Annotated in this window: 14 protein-coding genes; 5 read left to right on the forward strand and 9 right to left on the reverse strand. The window is 69.3% G+C overall.

Features of this window, described 5'->3' with window-relative positions; all coding sequences use genetic code 11:
* Nucleotides 1–191: 191 nt before the first annotated feature.
* The 3 genes from GD1_RS21895 to GD1_RS21905 are packed head-to-tail and all read right to left on the reverse strand — an operon-like array spanning nucleotide 192 to nucleotide 3,267.
* Complete coding sequence (locus tag GD1_RS21895) at nucleotides 192–1,778, reverse strand: glycerol-3-phosphate dehydrogenase/oxidase (RefSeq protein WP_244882952.1); 1,587 nt, start codon at nucleotides 1,776–1,778, stop codon at nucleotides 192–194.
* The gene (locus GD1_RS21900) at nucleotides 1,775–2,602 is read right to left on the reverse strand and encodes a phosphotransferase family protein (RefSeq protein ID WP_059039559.1); all 828 of its coding nucleotides are present in this window, start codon (nucleotides 2,600–2,602) and stop codon (nucleotides 1,775–1,777) included. The genes GD1_RS21895 and GD1_RS21900 overlap by 4 nt, the downstream gene beginning before the upstream one ends.
* Nucleotides 2,599–3,267 (reverse strand): class II aldolase/adducin family protein, encoded by a 669-nt coding sequence (locus tag GD1_RS21905; protein ID WP_174519096.1) that lies wholly within the window; start codon nucleotides 3,265–3,267, stop codon nucleotides 2,599–2,601. The genes GD1_RS21900 and GD1_RS21905 overlap by 4 nt, the downstream gene beginning before the upstream one ends.
* 83 nt (nucleotides 3,268–3,350) lie before the next feature.
* Here GD1_RS21905 and GD1_RS21910 point away from each other — a divergent pair, with 83 nt between their 5' ends.
* Nucleotides 3,351–4,031: a TetR family transcriptional regulator gene (locus GD1_RS21910; RefSeq protein WP_244882954.1), complete on the forward strand. Its 681-nt coding sequence runs from the start codon at nucleotides 3,351–3,353 to the stop codon at nucleotides 4,029–4,031.
* On the opposite strand, the gene GD1_RS21915 is transcribed toward GD1_RS21910, so the two are convergent.
* The 5 genes from GD1_RS21915 to GD1_RS21935 are packed head-to-tail and all read right to left on the reverse strand — an operon-like array spanning nucleotide 4,013 to nucleotide 10,213.
* Entirely contained in the window at nucleotides 4,013–5,302 is a 1,290-nt protein-coding gene (locus tag GD1_RS21915) for an MFS transporter (RefSeq protein ID WP_244882956.1), read from the reverse strand. The genes GD1_RS21910 and GD1_RS21915 overlap by 19 nt on opposite strands.
* Nucleotides 5,299–6,087: an ethanolamine ammonia-lyase subunit EutC gene (gene eutC, locus GD1_RS21920; RefSeq protein ID WP_059039561.1), complete on the reverse strand. Its 789-nt coding sequence runs from the start codon at nucleotides 6,085–6,087 to the stop codon at nucleotides 5,299–5,301. The genes GD1_RS21915 and eutC overlap by 4 nt, the downstream gene beginning before the upstream one ends.
* The gene (locus GD1_RS21925) at nucleotides 6,084–7,490 is read right to left on the reverse strand and encodes an ethanolamine ammonia-lyase subunit EutB (protein WP_059039562.1); all 1,407 of its coding nucleotides are present in this window, start codon (nucleotides 7,488–7,490) and stop codon (nucleotides 6,084–6,086) included. The genes eutC and GD1_RS21925 overlap by 4 nt, the downstream gene beginning before the upstream one ends.
* Before the next feature lie 6 nt (nucleotides 7,491–7,496).
* Nucleotides 7,497–8,846 (reverse strand): lipopolysaccharide biosynthesis protein, encoded by a 1,350-nt coding sequence (locus tag GD1_RS21930; RefSeq protein WP_059039563.1) that lies wholly within the window; start codon nucleotides 8,844–8,846, stop codon nucleotides 7,497–7,499.
* Between the two features lie 11 nt (nucleotides 8,847–8,857).
* Nucleotides 8,858–10,213, reverse strand: coding sequence for a M1 family metallopeptidase (locus GD1_RS21935; protein ID WP_053777177.1), 1,356 nt, complete (start codon nucleotides 10,211–10,213; stop codon nucleotides 8,858–8,860).
* A gap of 162 nt (nucleotides 10,214–10,375) precedes the next feature.
* Between GD1_RS21935 and GD1_RS21940 the strand changes: the two genes are divergently transcribed.
* The gene (locus tag GD1_RS21940) at nucleotides 10,376–10,798 is read left to right on the forward strand and encodes a DoxX family protein (protein WP_059039565.1); all 423 of its coding nucleotides are present in this window, start codon (nucleotides 10,376–10,378) and stop codon (nucleotides 10,796–10,798) included.
* 39 nt (nucleotides 10,799–10,837) lie between these two features.
* On the opposite strand, the gene GD1_RS21945 is transcribed toward GD1_RS21940, so the two are convergent.
* On the reverse strand, nucleotides 10,838–11,416 hold the full coding sequence (locus GD1_RS21945) for a hypothetical protein (RefSeq protein WP_059039575.1): 579 nt from the start codon (nucleotides 11,414–11,416) through the stop codon (nucleotides 10,838–10,840).
* 91 nt (nucleotides 11,417–11,507) lie between these two features.
* Here GD1_RS21945 and GD1_RS21950 point away from each other — a divergent pair, with 91 nt between their 5' ends.
* The 3 genes from GD1_RS21950 (at nucleotide 11,508) to egtD (ending at nucleotide 14,697) form a co-directional block, all read left to right on the forward strand.
* Complete coding sequence (locus GD1_RS21950) at nucleotides 11,508–11,987, forward strand: DUF5709 domain-containing protein (RefSeq protein ID WP_059039566.1); 480 nt, start codon at nucleotides 11,508–11,510, stop codon at nucleotides 11,985–11,987.
* A 515-nt stretch (nucleotides 11,988–12,502) separates the two neighbouring features.
* Entirely contained in the window at nucleotides 12,503–13,756 is a 1,254-nt protein-coding gene (egtB, locus tag GD1_RS21955) for an ergothioneine biosynthesis protein EgtB (RefSeq protein WP_059039568.1), read from the forward strand.
* Entirely contained in the window at nucleotides 13,753–14,697 is a 945-nt protein-coding gene (egtD, locus tag GD1_RS21960) for an L-histidine N(alpha)-methyltransferase (RefSeq protein WP_059039570.1), read from the forward strand. Before egtB ends, egtD begins: the two co-directional genes overlap by 4 nt.
* Nucleotides 14,698–14,898: the final 201 nt, after the last annotated feature.

Consider the following 14,898-nt stretch of genomic DNA (forward strand, 5'->3'; position numbering starts at 1 on the left):
GGCCGGTTGCGGGCATCATCGTCTCACCGGGTTTCGACACGGGTCCTCGCCTCGCGGCTCGGTCCCGGCTCAACCATCGAAATATGCTGCGGTAGTGGATGTTCAGGATGACACCGTCGCCCGAGGTGGTTGCGGACATGCTCGTCTCACCTGGTTTCGGCTCGGTCCCGGGTCTGACAACGCCGCGGTGGTCAGTGGTCGGGAACGCTGAGTTCGGCGCGGCTCGCCTTGATCTCCGCGTCGATCCGGGTGTCATCCCAGCCGAGTTCCGCGCCGGCGACGGCCGCCATCTCGGCCAGGTCGTCGTCGGCGGGGAGTCCGACCGTGCCGATCCCGGTGCGGCGCAACAACAGGTCGGACAGTGACCGCGGCGACTCGAAGCGTGCGGAGTAGGCGAGGGCGGCCAGTGGGATGCCGTCGTGGGTGACGATGCGCGCCAGCCGCGAGTCCTCGTCGGCGAGTGCATGCACCGCGGGTGCGGCACCGCCGTAGAGCTGTTCGACGATGCCGGAGTCGGCGTCGGACGCGGCGCAGCCGACCAGGATCGCCGTGGCCGACGTACTCGGCCGTACCTGCAGGCCGCCGATCGCGGCGAGGGTGTCCACAGTGCTCTCGGCGAAGGCCCGCGACGTGGTGTACTTGCCGCCGGTCGCCGACACGATGCCGTCGAGTCCGTCGGCGCGGTGATCGACGAGTTCCGATGCGCGACTGGCGTTGTAGGTGTCGGTGGAGGTCTGCTCGGTCAGCGGACGCAACCCGCCGTAGGCGGCGAGTACGTCGTCGGGTCCCAGCTGCACCGGCAGCATCGAGGTGGTGTTGACCGTCTCGAGGAAGTCGTCGATCGATGAGCGGGTGAGCCGCCAGTCGTCGACGTCGCCGTGATAGGGCGTCTCGGTGGGGCCGATCAGGCTCAGGCCGCGCCACGGCGCCACGCTGAAATGGCTGTGCCCGGACACGGTGAGCACCATCGTCGTCGACAGCTGCCGGGTGACCAGGTAGATGCCCTCCGACCGCACCGGCGGGGCGGGCGGGGCGAGGACATCGGTGACCGGGCTGTTCGCCAGCACGTCACGCGCCCACGGGCCGGTGGCGTTGACCGTGACTCGGGCCCGGATCTCGCCCTGCCGGCCGCTCCGCCCGTCACGCACCTGCGCGCCGACGACGCGGCCACCACCACCGATGATCGTCTCCACGGCGACGTCGTTGGCCAGTTGTGCGCCGTAGGCACCGGCACTGCGCAGGAAGGCCAGGGTGAGCCGCTCCGGATTCGGCATCATCGCATCGTGGAACAGCGCACCCGACCGCAACCCGGTCAGGCCCCGCCGGGACAAGTCGTCGCGACTGAGAATCCGGTGCCGCGGAATCCGTTTGGAGCGATCGGCGATCCGGTTACGGTCGAAGGACAGCAGGTCGTAGGCGGTCAGCCCGACCCGCTCGACCAATCCGGGCTCGGGGAGCACCATGCCGATCGGGTCCACCAGATTGGGGGCGATCGACATCAGGGTGCGACGTTCGGCGAGCGATTCGCGCACCAGCCCGATGTCGAACTGCTTGAGGTAGCGCAGACCGCCGTGGACGAGTCTGCCGGTGGCCGCCGACGTCGCCCCGCCGTAGTCGGCGCGCTCGACGAGCGCCACCTGCAGGCCGCGGCTCGCCGCCTCGTAGGCCACGGTCGCACCGGTGATCCCGCCGCCGATGACCAGGACGTCGACGGTGGTGGTGCGACCGCCGAAATCGCTGCGCTGCAGAGGGTTCGGTGACCCTTCTGTGCCGGTCACGAGGTGGTCGCGATCGACGCGCGGATACGGGTGAGCAGGGGTTCGCGTTCGCTCTCGACGTCGAGCCACCCCAACCGCAGGATGCGTGCGGTGGTCATCCAGGGTGCGATCTCGGCCCGGCTGATCCCGGTGATCCGGGTGTACTCGGCGAGATAGGACCGCAGCATCACCCGGCGCACCGACTGATAGAGCGCCCGCTGGAATGCCGAGATACCGGGGAACAGTTCGGCTTCGGTGAACAGCAGACAGGTGGCGGCGACATCGGCTGCGGGGTGACCGGATGCGGTGGACTGCCAGTCGATGGTCGCGATCCCGGTGCCGTGCTCGAAGGTGTTGAGTGGGTGGAAATCCAGATGCAGCACCGAATTCCCCTCGGGCAGTGCCTGGATCTGCCTGCGCAGCGCGTCGCGCTCGCCGAGGGTGAGGCCCGACAGGGGGCAGGTGTGCAGAAGGTTCTGGGCCACGTCGCGGACATCGTCGAAGTCGGTGGTGGCGGTGGCGTGGATGGCCGTGTGCTCGCGCGCGAGTCGTCGTGCGACGGAGGCGATCTTGTACGGCCGGCGCTCGGCGACGGTGGTCAGGGCGTCGCCGTGTAGGCGGTCGACGACGATTCCCATCCGGCCGTCGGGCATGGTGACCGCACCGTGGTAGCGGATCGGGGTGACACCGAGCTGGTGGACGGTGGCCGAATCGCGGATCTCCTTGGCGATCATCGCGGTGTCGACGTCGTCCTTGAAGACCTTGATCACCTTGTCGTCGCCCCAGGCGTGGATGTCGCTGGTGCGGCCGGTGGCGAGGAGCTCCCCGAGGCCGGTCTCGGTCATGCCTGCCTCACGGTGCCGTAGCCGATCTGCAGCGCATGCTCGACGACGGCGCGCTGCTGCTGTTCGGTGAGCTCTCTCGGTGTGCCCAGGGAGCTTGCATGCCAATAGATCTCGCAGAGCCACTCCAGCAGGAGGGCGTTGTCGGCGGCATTGTCGACACCCATGCCGAGGGTCACCGCGCCGTGGTTGGCCATCAGTGCGGCGAGCCGGCCCGACAGCGCCCGATGGACGGCGTCGGCGAGCTCGGGCGTGCCGAAGGTCGCGAACGGGGCCACACGCAGGGCACCACCGAGTGACAGCTGCTGGTAGTGGATCACCGGGAGGTGATCGCGTACCACCGACAATGCGGTGGCGAAGCGGGAATGGGTGTGGACCACCGAGGTCATCGCGGCGAACTCCGGGCGCCGGTACACGCCGAGGTGCAGGTCGATCTCCGACGACGGGCGGGGGCCGTCGACGACCTCTCCCGAGAGGGTGACCAGGGTCACCTGGTCGGCGGTGATGGCGCCCAACTGCGCACCGGATGCCGTGATGGCCACGACGTCGTCGGAACGGGCACTGATATTGCCTGCGGTACCGACGAATACACCGGACTCGGCCAGGCGTCGAGCAGCCGTGGCGACGGTTTCTCGCAAGGTGGCGGCAGGTGAGGGGCCTGAGGACACGGGGTTCAGCCTGAAGGCCCGGGAAACCAAAGTCAAGTCTGGTTTCTGTGGAGGTAACCCGTGAGTCGGGTTATGGTTGCCTGGTGTCAACCGACCCCGATCAGCGTAGCGCCGAAGAGGCGGAGACGCCGGGCGGGCATGTCCCGCAGGAAGGCCTGGGCGGGGTCCCGCAGGAGGATCTGAGCGGGGTCCCGCTGCGGCGCACGCCGACCCAGATGCGTTCCCGCGAGAAGGTGTCCCGGGCGCTGGCCGCGGCGGATCGGATCGCGGCCACCGAGGGGGTCGAGGCGCTCACCCTGACCCGGGTCGCCGACGCCGCCGGGTTGTCACCGGGAGCGCTGCATCAGTACCTGCCGGACCGGGAGGCCATCGCCGCAGCGCTCGTCGCGCGCTATCACGGTCGGATCGAGGCCCTGATGGACGTCGTGATCAGCCGCGTCGCCGAAGAGGACGTCGACGACCCGGTTGCCGAGGTGATCGGCCAGATCGCCCGCATCTACTCCGAGGAACGCATCGTCCGGCTGGTGCGGTCGGTGACCTCGGTGCCCGGTGACGCCGGCCGGGCGCACAAGAACCGCATGGCCGCCAAGGTGCACGAACTCATGGTCGCGTGCGGCGTCCGCCGCACCGATGCGGTGGCCGCACGTGTGGTGTTCACGGCCACCGATGCGGTGATGCACGAGGCCTTCGGCGGCGACGAACCCGACCTCGCCCTGCTCGACGAACTCGAGTCGATGCTGCGTACCTACCTCGACGGTGACTGATCGGCCGGTGACTGATCGGCCGGTGACTGATCGGCCGGCGACTGACCGGCCGCTGACCGGCCGGCGACCACCGAACCGGTGTGCGCGTGGATCCGGCGTACGGCCGGGATCACCGCGAGCAGACCCGCCGCGGGGATCAGGAACGCCGGTCCGATACCGGAGCCGGACGCGATCGCGCCGATGGTGACCGCACCCAGGATCACGCCGACGTAGTTGAACAGGTTGACCCGCGCGATCACCTCGTCGCGGCGGGCGGGCAGGATGCGGCCGGCGGCGGCGAATGTCACCGGCACCAGCATGCCGACGGCCACGCCGGCGATCGCGAAACCGGTGACCGCACCGGCGAAGGTGGGGACCGCAGCGACGACGATGCATCCGGCGAGCCCGATGACGATCGCGGCGATCGCCAGCCGGGTCACCCCCCACCGCATCTCCAGCCGGTCGGTGAGCAGCCGTGAGATCAGCGTGGTGGCCTGGTAGAGCGCATATCCGAGGGGGGCGAGGCGGGCGACACCGTCGAAGGTCTCGGTGAGATAGACGGTGCTCCACGTCGACACCGCCGAGTCCAGCATGTACGCGGCCATCAGCACGATCCCGACCACCCAGATCGCGCGACGCGGCAGGACCGGCCGCGCGTCGTCGGCGGCCCGCGGATCGGTCTTCGGGGCGGCGCGTTCCCGCGACGGGTCGAGCGCCCCGAATCCGAACGCCGCGACCGCGATCTGCACCACGGCGGCGGTGAACAGCGCACCCACCGCGCCCGCCGAGGACGACAGGAATCCGCTCATCGCCACCGCACCGAGTGCCGCGGCCGCGGTGTAGGCGGCATAGAACCGGCCCAGATGGGCGATGCCCGTGCGGGCCTCGAGCATGGTGCCCTGCATGTTGACCGCGGCGTCCATGGTGCCCAGCCCGATTCCGTAGACGATCACCGCGGCCAGGAACACCCCGTACGCCGGGGCGAGTGCCATGGTCGCGATCGCGACGGTCTGGACGGCGAGCGCGGCACACACCGCGACCCGGCTGCCGCGGCGGACCGCGAGGAAATCGGCGGCCACCGAACCGAGTCCGGCCATCACGCACGTACCCAGCAGGATCAGCGACACCCCGGTCTCGTCGATGCCCCACGTGTCCTGGAAGGTGGGCAGCGCGGTCATCACCGCCGCATAACCGAGGCCCTGTGCGGCATATCCCGCGGCGACCGCGGCCTTGCGGGCCCGCAGGCCACCGCCGGCCGGCAGGTCTGGTCCGGTGGAGGAGTGGGTCGTCACGATGCGGTGTCGCCTCCTTCGGTATCGCCGGGCATCGGGTCGAGTGCGGTGCGGTCGGAGGTGTCCTTCAGGGCCACACCCGATGCCCCGAGCCGGCGGGCCCCGTCGACCAGGGCCCGCACGATCCGGGCGGCCTGGACGTAGCCGAGGCCGTCGGGCGGGTGCACGTTGGAGATGCAGTTGCGTTCGGAATCGCGTCGCCCGGGTCGGGGCAGGTGGGTCAGGTAGATGCCGAGGCTGTCGGCGACCGACAGGCCTGGGCGCTCACCGATGATCACCAGCAGGGTCTGCACGCCCAGCACCTCACCGATGTGGTCGCCGAGGGCCACCCGTGCGCCGGTCGCGACGACCGGTGCCGCCACCTGCAGATCCGGGGTGAGGGCGTCGACGATGGCCGCGGTCAGCGCCACCGCGTGAGTGCTCACCGCCGTCGCCGAGAGGCCGTCGGCCACAACGATTCCCACATCGGCTCCGCCGTCGGGTGGGGTGAGGGCGCCGAGATCGGCGGGCAGACGGCCGAGATCGGGGCGTCGCAGATACTCCGCGCGTGATGCGGCGCGCCCGGCCACCACGGCGGGTTCGCCGAGCCCCAGCCCGCGCAGGCCGACGGTCAGGGCGTCGACGTCGAGTGGGGTGTGCACCGCATCCCGGGCCGCGGCGTGGTCGGCCTGGAACCGTAGCAGATCGGCGGTGGAGGAGGCATAACCGTTGCGCTGCAGCCCGATTCGTGCCTGGGTGTATCCGCGCAGGGGATTCCAGGGGTCCGGGAACTCGGGGGAACTCATGACGCGGCCAGCCCGCGCAACGGCGACTGCGACGGATCCAGCGGCAGGATGCGACCGCCCGAATCGGCCATCCCCTGCCGTTGCAGCCACGTCTCGAACTCCGGAGCTGCCCTCAGGCCCAACACATTCCGCAGATACAGCGCATCGTGGAACGAGAGGCTCTGATATCCGAGCATGATGTCGTCGGCGCCGGGCACGGTGATCACGAAGGCCACCCCGGCCAGCCCGAGCAGGCTCAACAGCGTGTCCATGTCGTTCTGGTCGGCCTCGGCGTGGTTGGTGTAACACACGTCGACGCCCATCGGCAGGCCGAGGAGCTTGCCGCAGAAGTGGTCCTCGAGGCCGGCACGGATGATCTGCTTGCCGTCGTAGAGATACTCCGGGCCGATGAACCCGACGACGGTGTTGACCAGCAACGGCCGCAGCTCCCGGGCGACGGCGTAGGCGCGGGCCTCCAGGGTCTGCTGGTCGACCGGCCGCCCATCGGTACCCAGGTGCGCTCCCGCCGACAACGCCGATCCCTGCCCGGTCTCCAGATACATCACGTTGCTGCCGACGGTGCCGCGCCCCAGCGAGCGGCCCGCCTCGTCGGCCTCCCGCAGGATCGCCAGGTCGACGCCGAAACCGCGGTTGGCGCCCTCGGTGCCGGCCACCGACTGGAACACCAGGTCGACCGGGGCGCCCTGCTCGATCAGCCCGATGGTGGTGGTGACGTGCGAGAGCACACACGACTGCATCGGGATGTCGTAGCGCATCCGGATGTCGTCGAGCAGTTCGAGCAGCGCGGTGGTGGCCTGCGGGGAGTCGGTGGCGGGGTTGATCCCGACCACCGCGTCACCGCTGCCGAGCAGCAGGCCGTCGAGCATCCCGGCGGCGATCCCACGGGGGTCGTCGGTGGGGTGGTTGGGCTGCAGGCGGGTGGCCAGCCGTCCGGGCACGCCGATGGTGGTGCGGAAGGCGGCGGTCACCTCGATCCGCCGGGCGACGGCGACCAGATCCTGGTTGCGCATCAACTTGCTCACCGCCGCAACCATTTCCGGGGTCAGGCCCGGACCCACCTCGCGGAGGCGCCGGGCACCGTCGGGGGCGACGACCTGCTCCAGCAGCCAGTCGCGCAGACCTCCGACCGTGAGCTGGGCGAGCGGCGCGAACGCGGTCCGGTCGTGGGTGTCGATGATCAGGCGGGTGATCTCGTCGGTCTCGTACGGCACCACCGCCTGCTCCAGGAAGACCGTCAGCGGCAGATCGGCGAGCACCCATGCGGCCGCAGCGCGCTGCGCATCGGATTCGGCTGCGCACCCGGCCAATTCGTCACCGGAACGCGCCGGGGTGGCCTTGGCCAGCACATCCACGAGACCGGTGAACTCGTAGGTGTGTCCGCGCAGCGTCTGACGGTATCTCACACGAGGTCAAGCTACGCCATCTGCCGGGTCTTGGCTGTCCATGTGGCGTGGCACCCGGGGCAGGGCGATCAGGTGCACCGCGATCCCGATCAGGGGACCACAGATCAGGGCCAGCGCCACACGGTCGGTGACCGCGATCGGCAGGAGCAGCAGGAGTACCGACGCGACCGTCGCACACCACCAGCCGATCGCATACAGCCGGTGCGCGCCGACGGCGAGGGCCGCCGCACCGGTGATGGTGAGCAGGGCCAGCGCGGTGGCGCCGAGGGTGAACAACGCCAGGGCGGTGCCGTCGAGCCGGAAACCGGCACCGAAGACCACCCGCAGCAGCCACGGGCCGACCAGCGCGGCCAGTCCGGCACCGACCACCCCGATCGCGGTGACCGCGGCCAGCGGCAGCGCCGCCGAGGCGACCAGACGATGGCGCGCGGCGACGAACCGGGAGATCAGCACCCCCTGAAAACTGTTCAGCGGCACCAGCAGTGGTGCGCGCGTCAGGGTGATGGCCAGGATCACCGCGCCCACCACGTCGGGGTCGTCGGCGGCCCGGGAGGTGAGCGAGATCAGCACCGGGAAACCCATCACCACCACCGCACTCGCGGCGGCGGCGGCCATCGCGGTGAGGGTCTGCACGGTGAAGGTGCGGGTGCCGACGTCGGCGGGGCTGTTGACCACCGCCCGTGCGCGGGCCGAGCCGAGCAACAGCAGCATCCACGACACCGACCCGATCACGGTGATCACCAGGAATGCCGTCGTATCCCAGCCGAGCGCCAGGGCCAGGCCGGCGCCGGCCAGCCGGATCAGTGCATCCACCGACAGCAGGACGGCGAAGACGCCCCATGACAGCGTCCCCGACAGCGCGCCGGACAGGTGTGCGTAGACCGCGAAAGAGGCCACACCACACGCCAACAGCACCACCGACAGCCAGCGGTGGGCGTCGAAGACCGCCCCGCTCCACAACGGTGCGGTCACCGCGACGGCGACGGCCAGCCCGACACCGATACCGAGGTTGACCCGCAGGGGCCGGGCCCGCGGGTGCCGGCCGCCGGTCCCCGTGCTCGTGGTGGTCGTCCCGGTGGTGGTCGGCCCGGTGATGGGGGAGCCGGCTGCACGGATCGCCCGGGTGGTCTCCTGCAACTGGCCGTTCTGGGTGCCGGTGACCAGTCCGTAGGCCGCCCAGAACACCGCGAACACGGCGTAACCGCCGGGGCCGAGGGCCCGTGCGGCGATGAGCAGCACCAGATACCCCGACACCGCGGCGATCGCGGTGGCCACGGTGACGCGTCCGAGGGCGCCCGGCGGTGACCCCGATCCGGTCGGTTCCGGTCCGGTCGGCGAGGGTGTCGGGTCGGCCATGTCCGGCGCGGTCAGGAGGGTCCCGGGTACGGCGGGAGCGCAGGGGTGAACAGCCAGCGCTGCCACAGGTCGTGCAGGGGGATCGACGAGTAGTTCGCGGCCAGCGCGATGAAGTCCTCGGTGGTCACCGAGCCGTAGCGGTACTTCTCCGTCCACCGTTGCAGCAGTGCGAAGAAGTTGCCGTCGCCGATGGTCAGACGCAAGGCGTGCAAGGTGATCGCGCCGCGTTTGTACACCCAGTCGTCGAACATCCTGCGCGGCGTCGGATCGGCCAGCGGCACGCGCACCGGGGCCGCCGCCAGCTTGGCGTAGTAGTGGCGGGCCCATTCGTCGGCGCTGCGCCCACCGGACCGCTGACTCCACAACCACTCGGCGTAGCAGGCGAATCCCTCGTGCAGCCAGATGTCGCGCCAGCGCGCGAGGGTCACCGAGTTGCCGAACCACTGGTGGGCGAGTTCGTGGGCGATCAGCCGCTCGGCGTCGCGGGTGCCGTCGCAGTGGTTGGCGCCGAAGGTGGAGAACGACTGCGCCTCGATCGGGATGTCGAGCGGGTCGTCGGTGATGACGACGGAGTACCGCGGGAACGGGTACGGGCCGAACATCTCGACGAAGGCCTCGATCATCTCGATCTGGCGGCCGAAGTCGTGGCCGAAGTCGTGCTTGAGCCGGGGCGGGTAGATCGCGTCCACCGGAATCGGTTTGGTGGCCAGCGTTTCCTTCCGGTACTGACCGATCTGGATCGACGCCAGATAAGTGGGCATCGGCTCCACCTGGTGATAGACCCAGGTGGTCTGCGCCGCACGCACCCGCTTGGACTCGAGGACCCCGTTGGCCAGCGCGTAGTACGGGCTGTCGGTGGTGATCGAGATGCGATAGGGGGCCTTGGCGATCGGGTGGTCGTCGCACGGGAACCACGACGCCGCACCGTTGGGCTGATTGGCGCACAGGGCGCCGTCGGTGAGTTCCTCCCAGCCGACCTCGCCCCAGGCGCCACGGATGGGTCGGGGGGAACCGGTGTAGCGGACCACGATCGTCATCGCCGCACCCGGCGGGATCGGGGTGGCCAGGGTGATCGTCAGCTTGTGGTTGCGATGGGAGTACCGCACGCGTTTGTCGTCGACGGCGATCCGTGTCACGTTGAGGGTGTTGGCCAGATCGAGGCTGAACCGTCGCAGGTGGATGTGCGAGGTCGCGGTGAGTGTGGCGGTGCCCTCGAGCCGGTTGCTCGCCACCTTGTACTCGAGTTCCAGGTCGTACCGGGAGATGCGGTACCCGAGGTTTCCGTTGTGTGGAAGGTACGGATCGAGTACATCGGTCGGCGATCCGAGCACCGGCTGTCGTGGGCTCTTGCCCGACTTACCCGGCACGCACCCCTCCTCGTCTGCTGGCTGATCCGGACCCGTCGATGGCGGCGGACCGGCCACTGCAGACTACCCGGCAGCGCGCAGGGTCACCGGGCGACAGCCCGCGGTTGATAAACGGACCACAGTCCGTATACCGTGGCGGGCAGAACTTCGAAAGGGACAGACATGTACGGACCACGAAGCATTGCCTTGCTGGTGTCGCGAGTGATCCTCGGCATCATCTTCATCAGCCACGGCGTGCAGAAGCTCAACAACGGCATCGACGCCACCACGGCGTTCTTCGACTCGGTCGGTGTTCCGGCACCGACCTTCTCGGCGTACTTCGCCACCTGGGTCGAACTGATCGGCGGCATCCTGCTGATCCTGGGTGTCGCCCTGCCGCTGGTCGCGACCCTGCTGATCATCGACATGATCGGCGCCATCGCCACGGTGCACTGGGATGCCGGATTCTGGAACTCCGACGGCGGTTACGAGTTCCCGCTCGCGCTGATCGCCGGACTCGTCGCGGTGGGCTTCGTCACCGCCGGCGGATTCGCCGTGGACGGGCACATCGCCCGGCTGCGCGGCGGTTCCCGGGTCGGGTCGTAGCGGCGCACTCACGGTGAGCTGGATCGGCGGTCGGGTGGCTCAGGCCACCAGGCCGTCGATCGTCGTCCGTTCGAAGGCCGCGGCATCGGATTCGACGTCGCGGGGCAGGCCTGCGCGCAGATCGCGGAGATCGGCCAGTACGTCCTCGAGATGACGGAGGCCGACGCCGTCGATGGTCCCCGGCGACGCCAGGGCCTCCGGGTCGACGTCGTGCCGGTGGGCCAGCGCCGCGCCGAGCAGCCGGTGCGCCTGCGGACGATCGATGTCCCACAGGGCGTCGGCGGTCAGCAGATAGAGACGCACGGCCGGCGGATGGTCGTTGAGGTGCACCAATGCCCACGCCCAGTGTTTGGCGACGTCGACCGTGTCGGCCTGGCCGCGGCCGTGGGTCCGCACGTACTTGCCGTGCAGCTCACGGCACAACGGCGTGGAATCCGACCACAGCTGCAGCTGTGACATGCAGCGCACGGAATCGTGCAGGTTGGACAGATACATCGGCGAGTAGGGGCCCTCGCGGCGGGAGCGGATCTCACGGAGAACCGAGAACTCGGCGAGCGCGTGACCGTACTCGCCGGCCTGCAGTAGGGCCCGGGCTTCGTCCTGCATGTCTTCGATCACCCCCACATTGTCGCCGAACAGCCCGGCAAAAGTGATCTGATTCACAAACCCGGGACGCACGGTGACCGATTCGAGTGGCATCGTGAGAAGCATGAGCGGTTACGAGAACGACACCATCGACGAGGGCTCGGACAGCGACTACAGCGTGGACGCCGACGACCAGTTGCAGCCCGAGGATTCTCTTGACGACCGCGGCGTCGACGATGTCCTGGACGAGGGATACTCGCCGCCCGATCGCGCCCCGAAGGGTGCCATCCACGGCCTGACCGCCCGCGAGATGCGCGACGGCGAGACCCTCGACGAACGACTCGCCGAGGAGGTGCCCGACGTGGGTGCCACCGATCCGCTCGACGACGCGACCGCGGACTGGCGGTCCCACGAGTCCGACGCCGACGACGAGTTCACCGCCGACGGGGAGGTGGGTGACCGCCGGGCCGGGCGGCTCGTGGCCCCGGATCTCGGTGACATCTCCGACACCGAGGCCGAGGCGCTCGCCACCGACTGCGGTATCGACGGGGCCGGGGCGAGTGCCGAGGAGGCCGCGGTCCACATCGTCGACGACGAGGACTGACCGGGACGGGGACTGACCGGGACGGGAACGGCCGTGGGCCGCTCGGTGCCCGCGGATCGTCGGACAGGGACGAGCGTCTCGACGACGGTCGGCGACACGCCGTCACGATCGAGGCCGAGGTCGCCCGGGCGCGCCCCGATGGCCGGGTCGACGAACAGCGACCGCAGGTGCGCTGTGCCCACGTCGTCGTGCCCGAGGCCGTGAGCGGTCTGCACGGTGTCCTCCAGGACGGTCTTGGCCGCGTCGTCGAGGTGATCGGGACATGGCATCGGTGGGCCGGTCGGGGAGGCCGTCGTGAGCCCTGCGGATGACGGTGATCAGGTCGTCGAGGCGGACGCCGGTGATCTCGGTGGGGGCCTCTTCGGTGGTGCGTCGCCCCTCGGGGTGACGACCTCCGCGGTGTGTCGGTCGGGGGACCGACGTTGACAGCCTGGACGGGCGTGGGAACCATGGATCAGACGGGGCGTGGTGCCCCTGTGTCCGAGCGGTGTCCCAGCGTCACGGGAGGAACTCCAGTGAGCATCACCCAGTCCGTCCACACCATTCCGGAAAGCTCTCCTGCGCAAAGGTTTCGAGCGGTCCGCGAACTCACCGACCGGTTGTCGTCGCGGTTGTCGGCCGAAGACCAGACACCGCAGTCGATGACCGAGGCCAGCCCGGCGAAATGGCATCGCGCCCACGTCACCTGGTTCTTCGAGGAGTTCGTGCTGCGCCGCGACCCCGCCTACGTCGTCTACGACGAGAGCTACCGCTACCTGTTCAACAGCTACTACGAGGCGGTCGGTGAGCGACATCCGCGTCCCGACCGCGGGCTGGTGACCCGCCCCGGCGTCGACGACATCACCCACTACCGCAACTACGTCGACGGGGCGATGGAGGAGGCCCTGCAGCGCGGGACCCTCGACGACGAGGCCCTCGACCTGATCGAACTCGGATGCAATCACGAACAGCAGCACCAGGAACTGCTGCTGATGGACATCAAGCACCTGTTCTCCACCATCCCGCTGACACCCGGTCCGCTCTACGTCGACCGTGACCCCGACCCCTCCCGGACCCCGCCACCGTTCGGCTGGCGGTCGGTGTCCGGGGGTGTGGTCGAGATCGGCGCCGCCGGAACGGGTTTCTCCTACGACAACGAAGGGCCCCGGCATCGGGTGTTCCTCGAGGACTTCGAGATCGCCGACCGTGCGGTCACCAACGCCGACTGGCTGGAGTTCATCGCCGACGACGGGTATCGCCGCCCCGAGCTGTGGCTCTCCGACGGATGGGCACACATCCGGCAAACCGGCCGGCACGCACCGGGATACTGGCACTTCGACGACGACGGATGGACCACGTTCACGTTGTCGGGGAGGCGACGGCTCGTGCTCGACGAACCCGTCCTGCACGTCTCCTTCTACGAGGCCGATGCCTTTGCCCGCTGGGCCGGCGCGCGACTGCCCACCGAGTTCGAATGGGAGACGGCGGCTCTCGCCGTCGACGACCGGCGCGCGATGCTGCTGGACCCGGAGCGATGCCATCCGGGCCCGGCCGGTGGCGCGATGATCGGCGACGTCTGGGAATGGACGTCGAGTGCCTACCTGCCCTATCCGGGATTCGTCCCCGCCAACGGGGCGGTCGGCGAGTACAACGGAAAGTTCATGTCCGACCAGCATGTCCTGCGCGGGGCGAGCGCGATCACACCGGCCGGGCACGAGCGGGTGACCTACCGGAACTTCTTCCCCGCACCGTCGCGCTGGGTGTTCGCCGGTCTGAGACTCGCGCGGTGACCGTGCAACTCGACTCGGCGCTCGCCGCCGACGCATCGGTCGGATTGTGGCTCGATCCACCGGTCCTGCCGACGAAGTGGCTCTACGACGGCCGCGGCAGCAGACTCTTCGACGAGATCACCCGGCTGCCAGAGTACTATCCGACCCGACGGGAGACGTCGATCCTCACCGACCGGGCCGGCGAGATCGTCGCCGAGACGGAGTCGGTGATGATGGTCGAATTCGGTTCCGGCACATCCACCAAGACCCGGTTGCTGCTCGACGCCTTCAGTGCCGCCGGGCGGCCGTTCACCTACGTCCCGGTGGACGTGAGTGCGCCCATGCTCGCCGAATCGTCGGCGATCCTCGCCCGCGACTATCCGACCATCGAGATCCGGCCGGTGGAAGCCGATTTCACCCAGCCCCATCTCACCCTGCCGCACGCCGACGGCCCGCGCGTCGCGGTGTTCCTCGGCGGCACCATCGGCAACTTCGACGACGACGATCGCGGTGTCTTCTTCACCCGGGTGGCATCCGCACTCACCCCCGGCGACTACTTCCTGCTCGGTGCCGACCTGATCAAGGACACCGGTCGACTCGTCGCCGCCTACAACGACAAGGCCGGCGTCACCGCCGATTTCAACCGCAACATGATCGAGGTGCTCCGCACCGGACTCGGCGCCACCGGGCTCTACACCGACGACTTCGACCACATCGCACGATGGAATCCGGTCCGCCACCGGATCGAGATGTGGTTGCGCGCACGGCGTCCCGTCCATGCCACGTTCGCGGCGCTGGAACGTGACTGGGACCTCGCCGCCGGCACCGAGATCCTCACCGAGATCAGCACCAAGTTCGAGTTGTCGGCGTTACACGAGGAACTGGCATCTGCCGGTCTCGCACAGGTCGACACATGGACCGACCCGTTCGGCGACTTCTCCCTGACCTTGAGTCGGCGGTAGGTGGGGCTGAGTCGGAGGTGGTTGCGTCGGGGACGTCGGCCGGCGCCTTTGTTGGTGATCGAGCCGGGACCGAGCGTAGCGAGGACCCGTGTCGAGATCTCCGCAGCCTGCGTCGGGTGGTGAGCACTTCGGAGGTGGTTGGGTTGGCGATGTCGGCTGTCTGAGGTTTCGACTCGACTCGTCGCTTCGCTCCTTGTCGGC

It is taken from the genome of Gordonia desulfuricans NBRC 100010 (assembly GCF_001485495.1).
Lineage (GTDB): Bacteria > Actinomycetota > Actinomycetes > Mycobacteriales > Mycobacteriaceae > Gordonia > Gordonia desulfuricans.

Excerpts from the sequence above, each read along its gene's own strand:
- GD1_RS21930 (WP_059039563.1), bottom strand. The coding sequence starts at position 8,846 with ATGGCCGACCCGACACCCTCGCCGACCGGACCGGAACCGACCGGATCG.
- GD1_RS21900 (WP_059039559.1), bottom strand. The coding sequence starts at position 2,602 with ATGACCGAGACCGGCCTCGGGGAGCTCCTCGCCACCGGCCGCACCAGC.
- eutC (WP_059039561.1), bottom strand. The coding sequence starts at position 6,087 with ATGAGTTCCCCCGAGTTCCCGGACCCCTGGAATCCCCTGCGCGGATAC.
- GD1_RS21940 (WP_059039565.1), top strand. The coding sequence starts at position 10,376 with ATGTACGGACCACGAAGCATTGCCTTGCTGGTGTCGCGAGTGATCCTC.
- GD1_RS21950 (WP_059039566.1), top strand. The coding sequence starts at position 11,508 with ATGAGCGGTTACGAGAACGACACCATCGACGAGGGCTCGGACAGCGAC.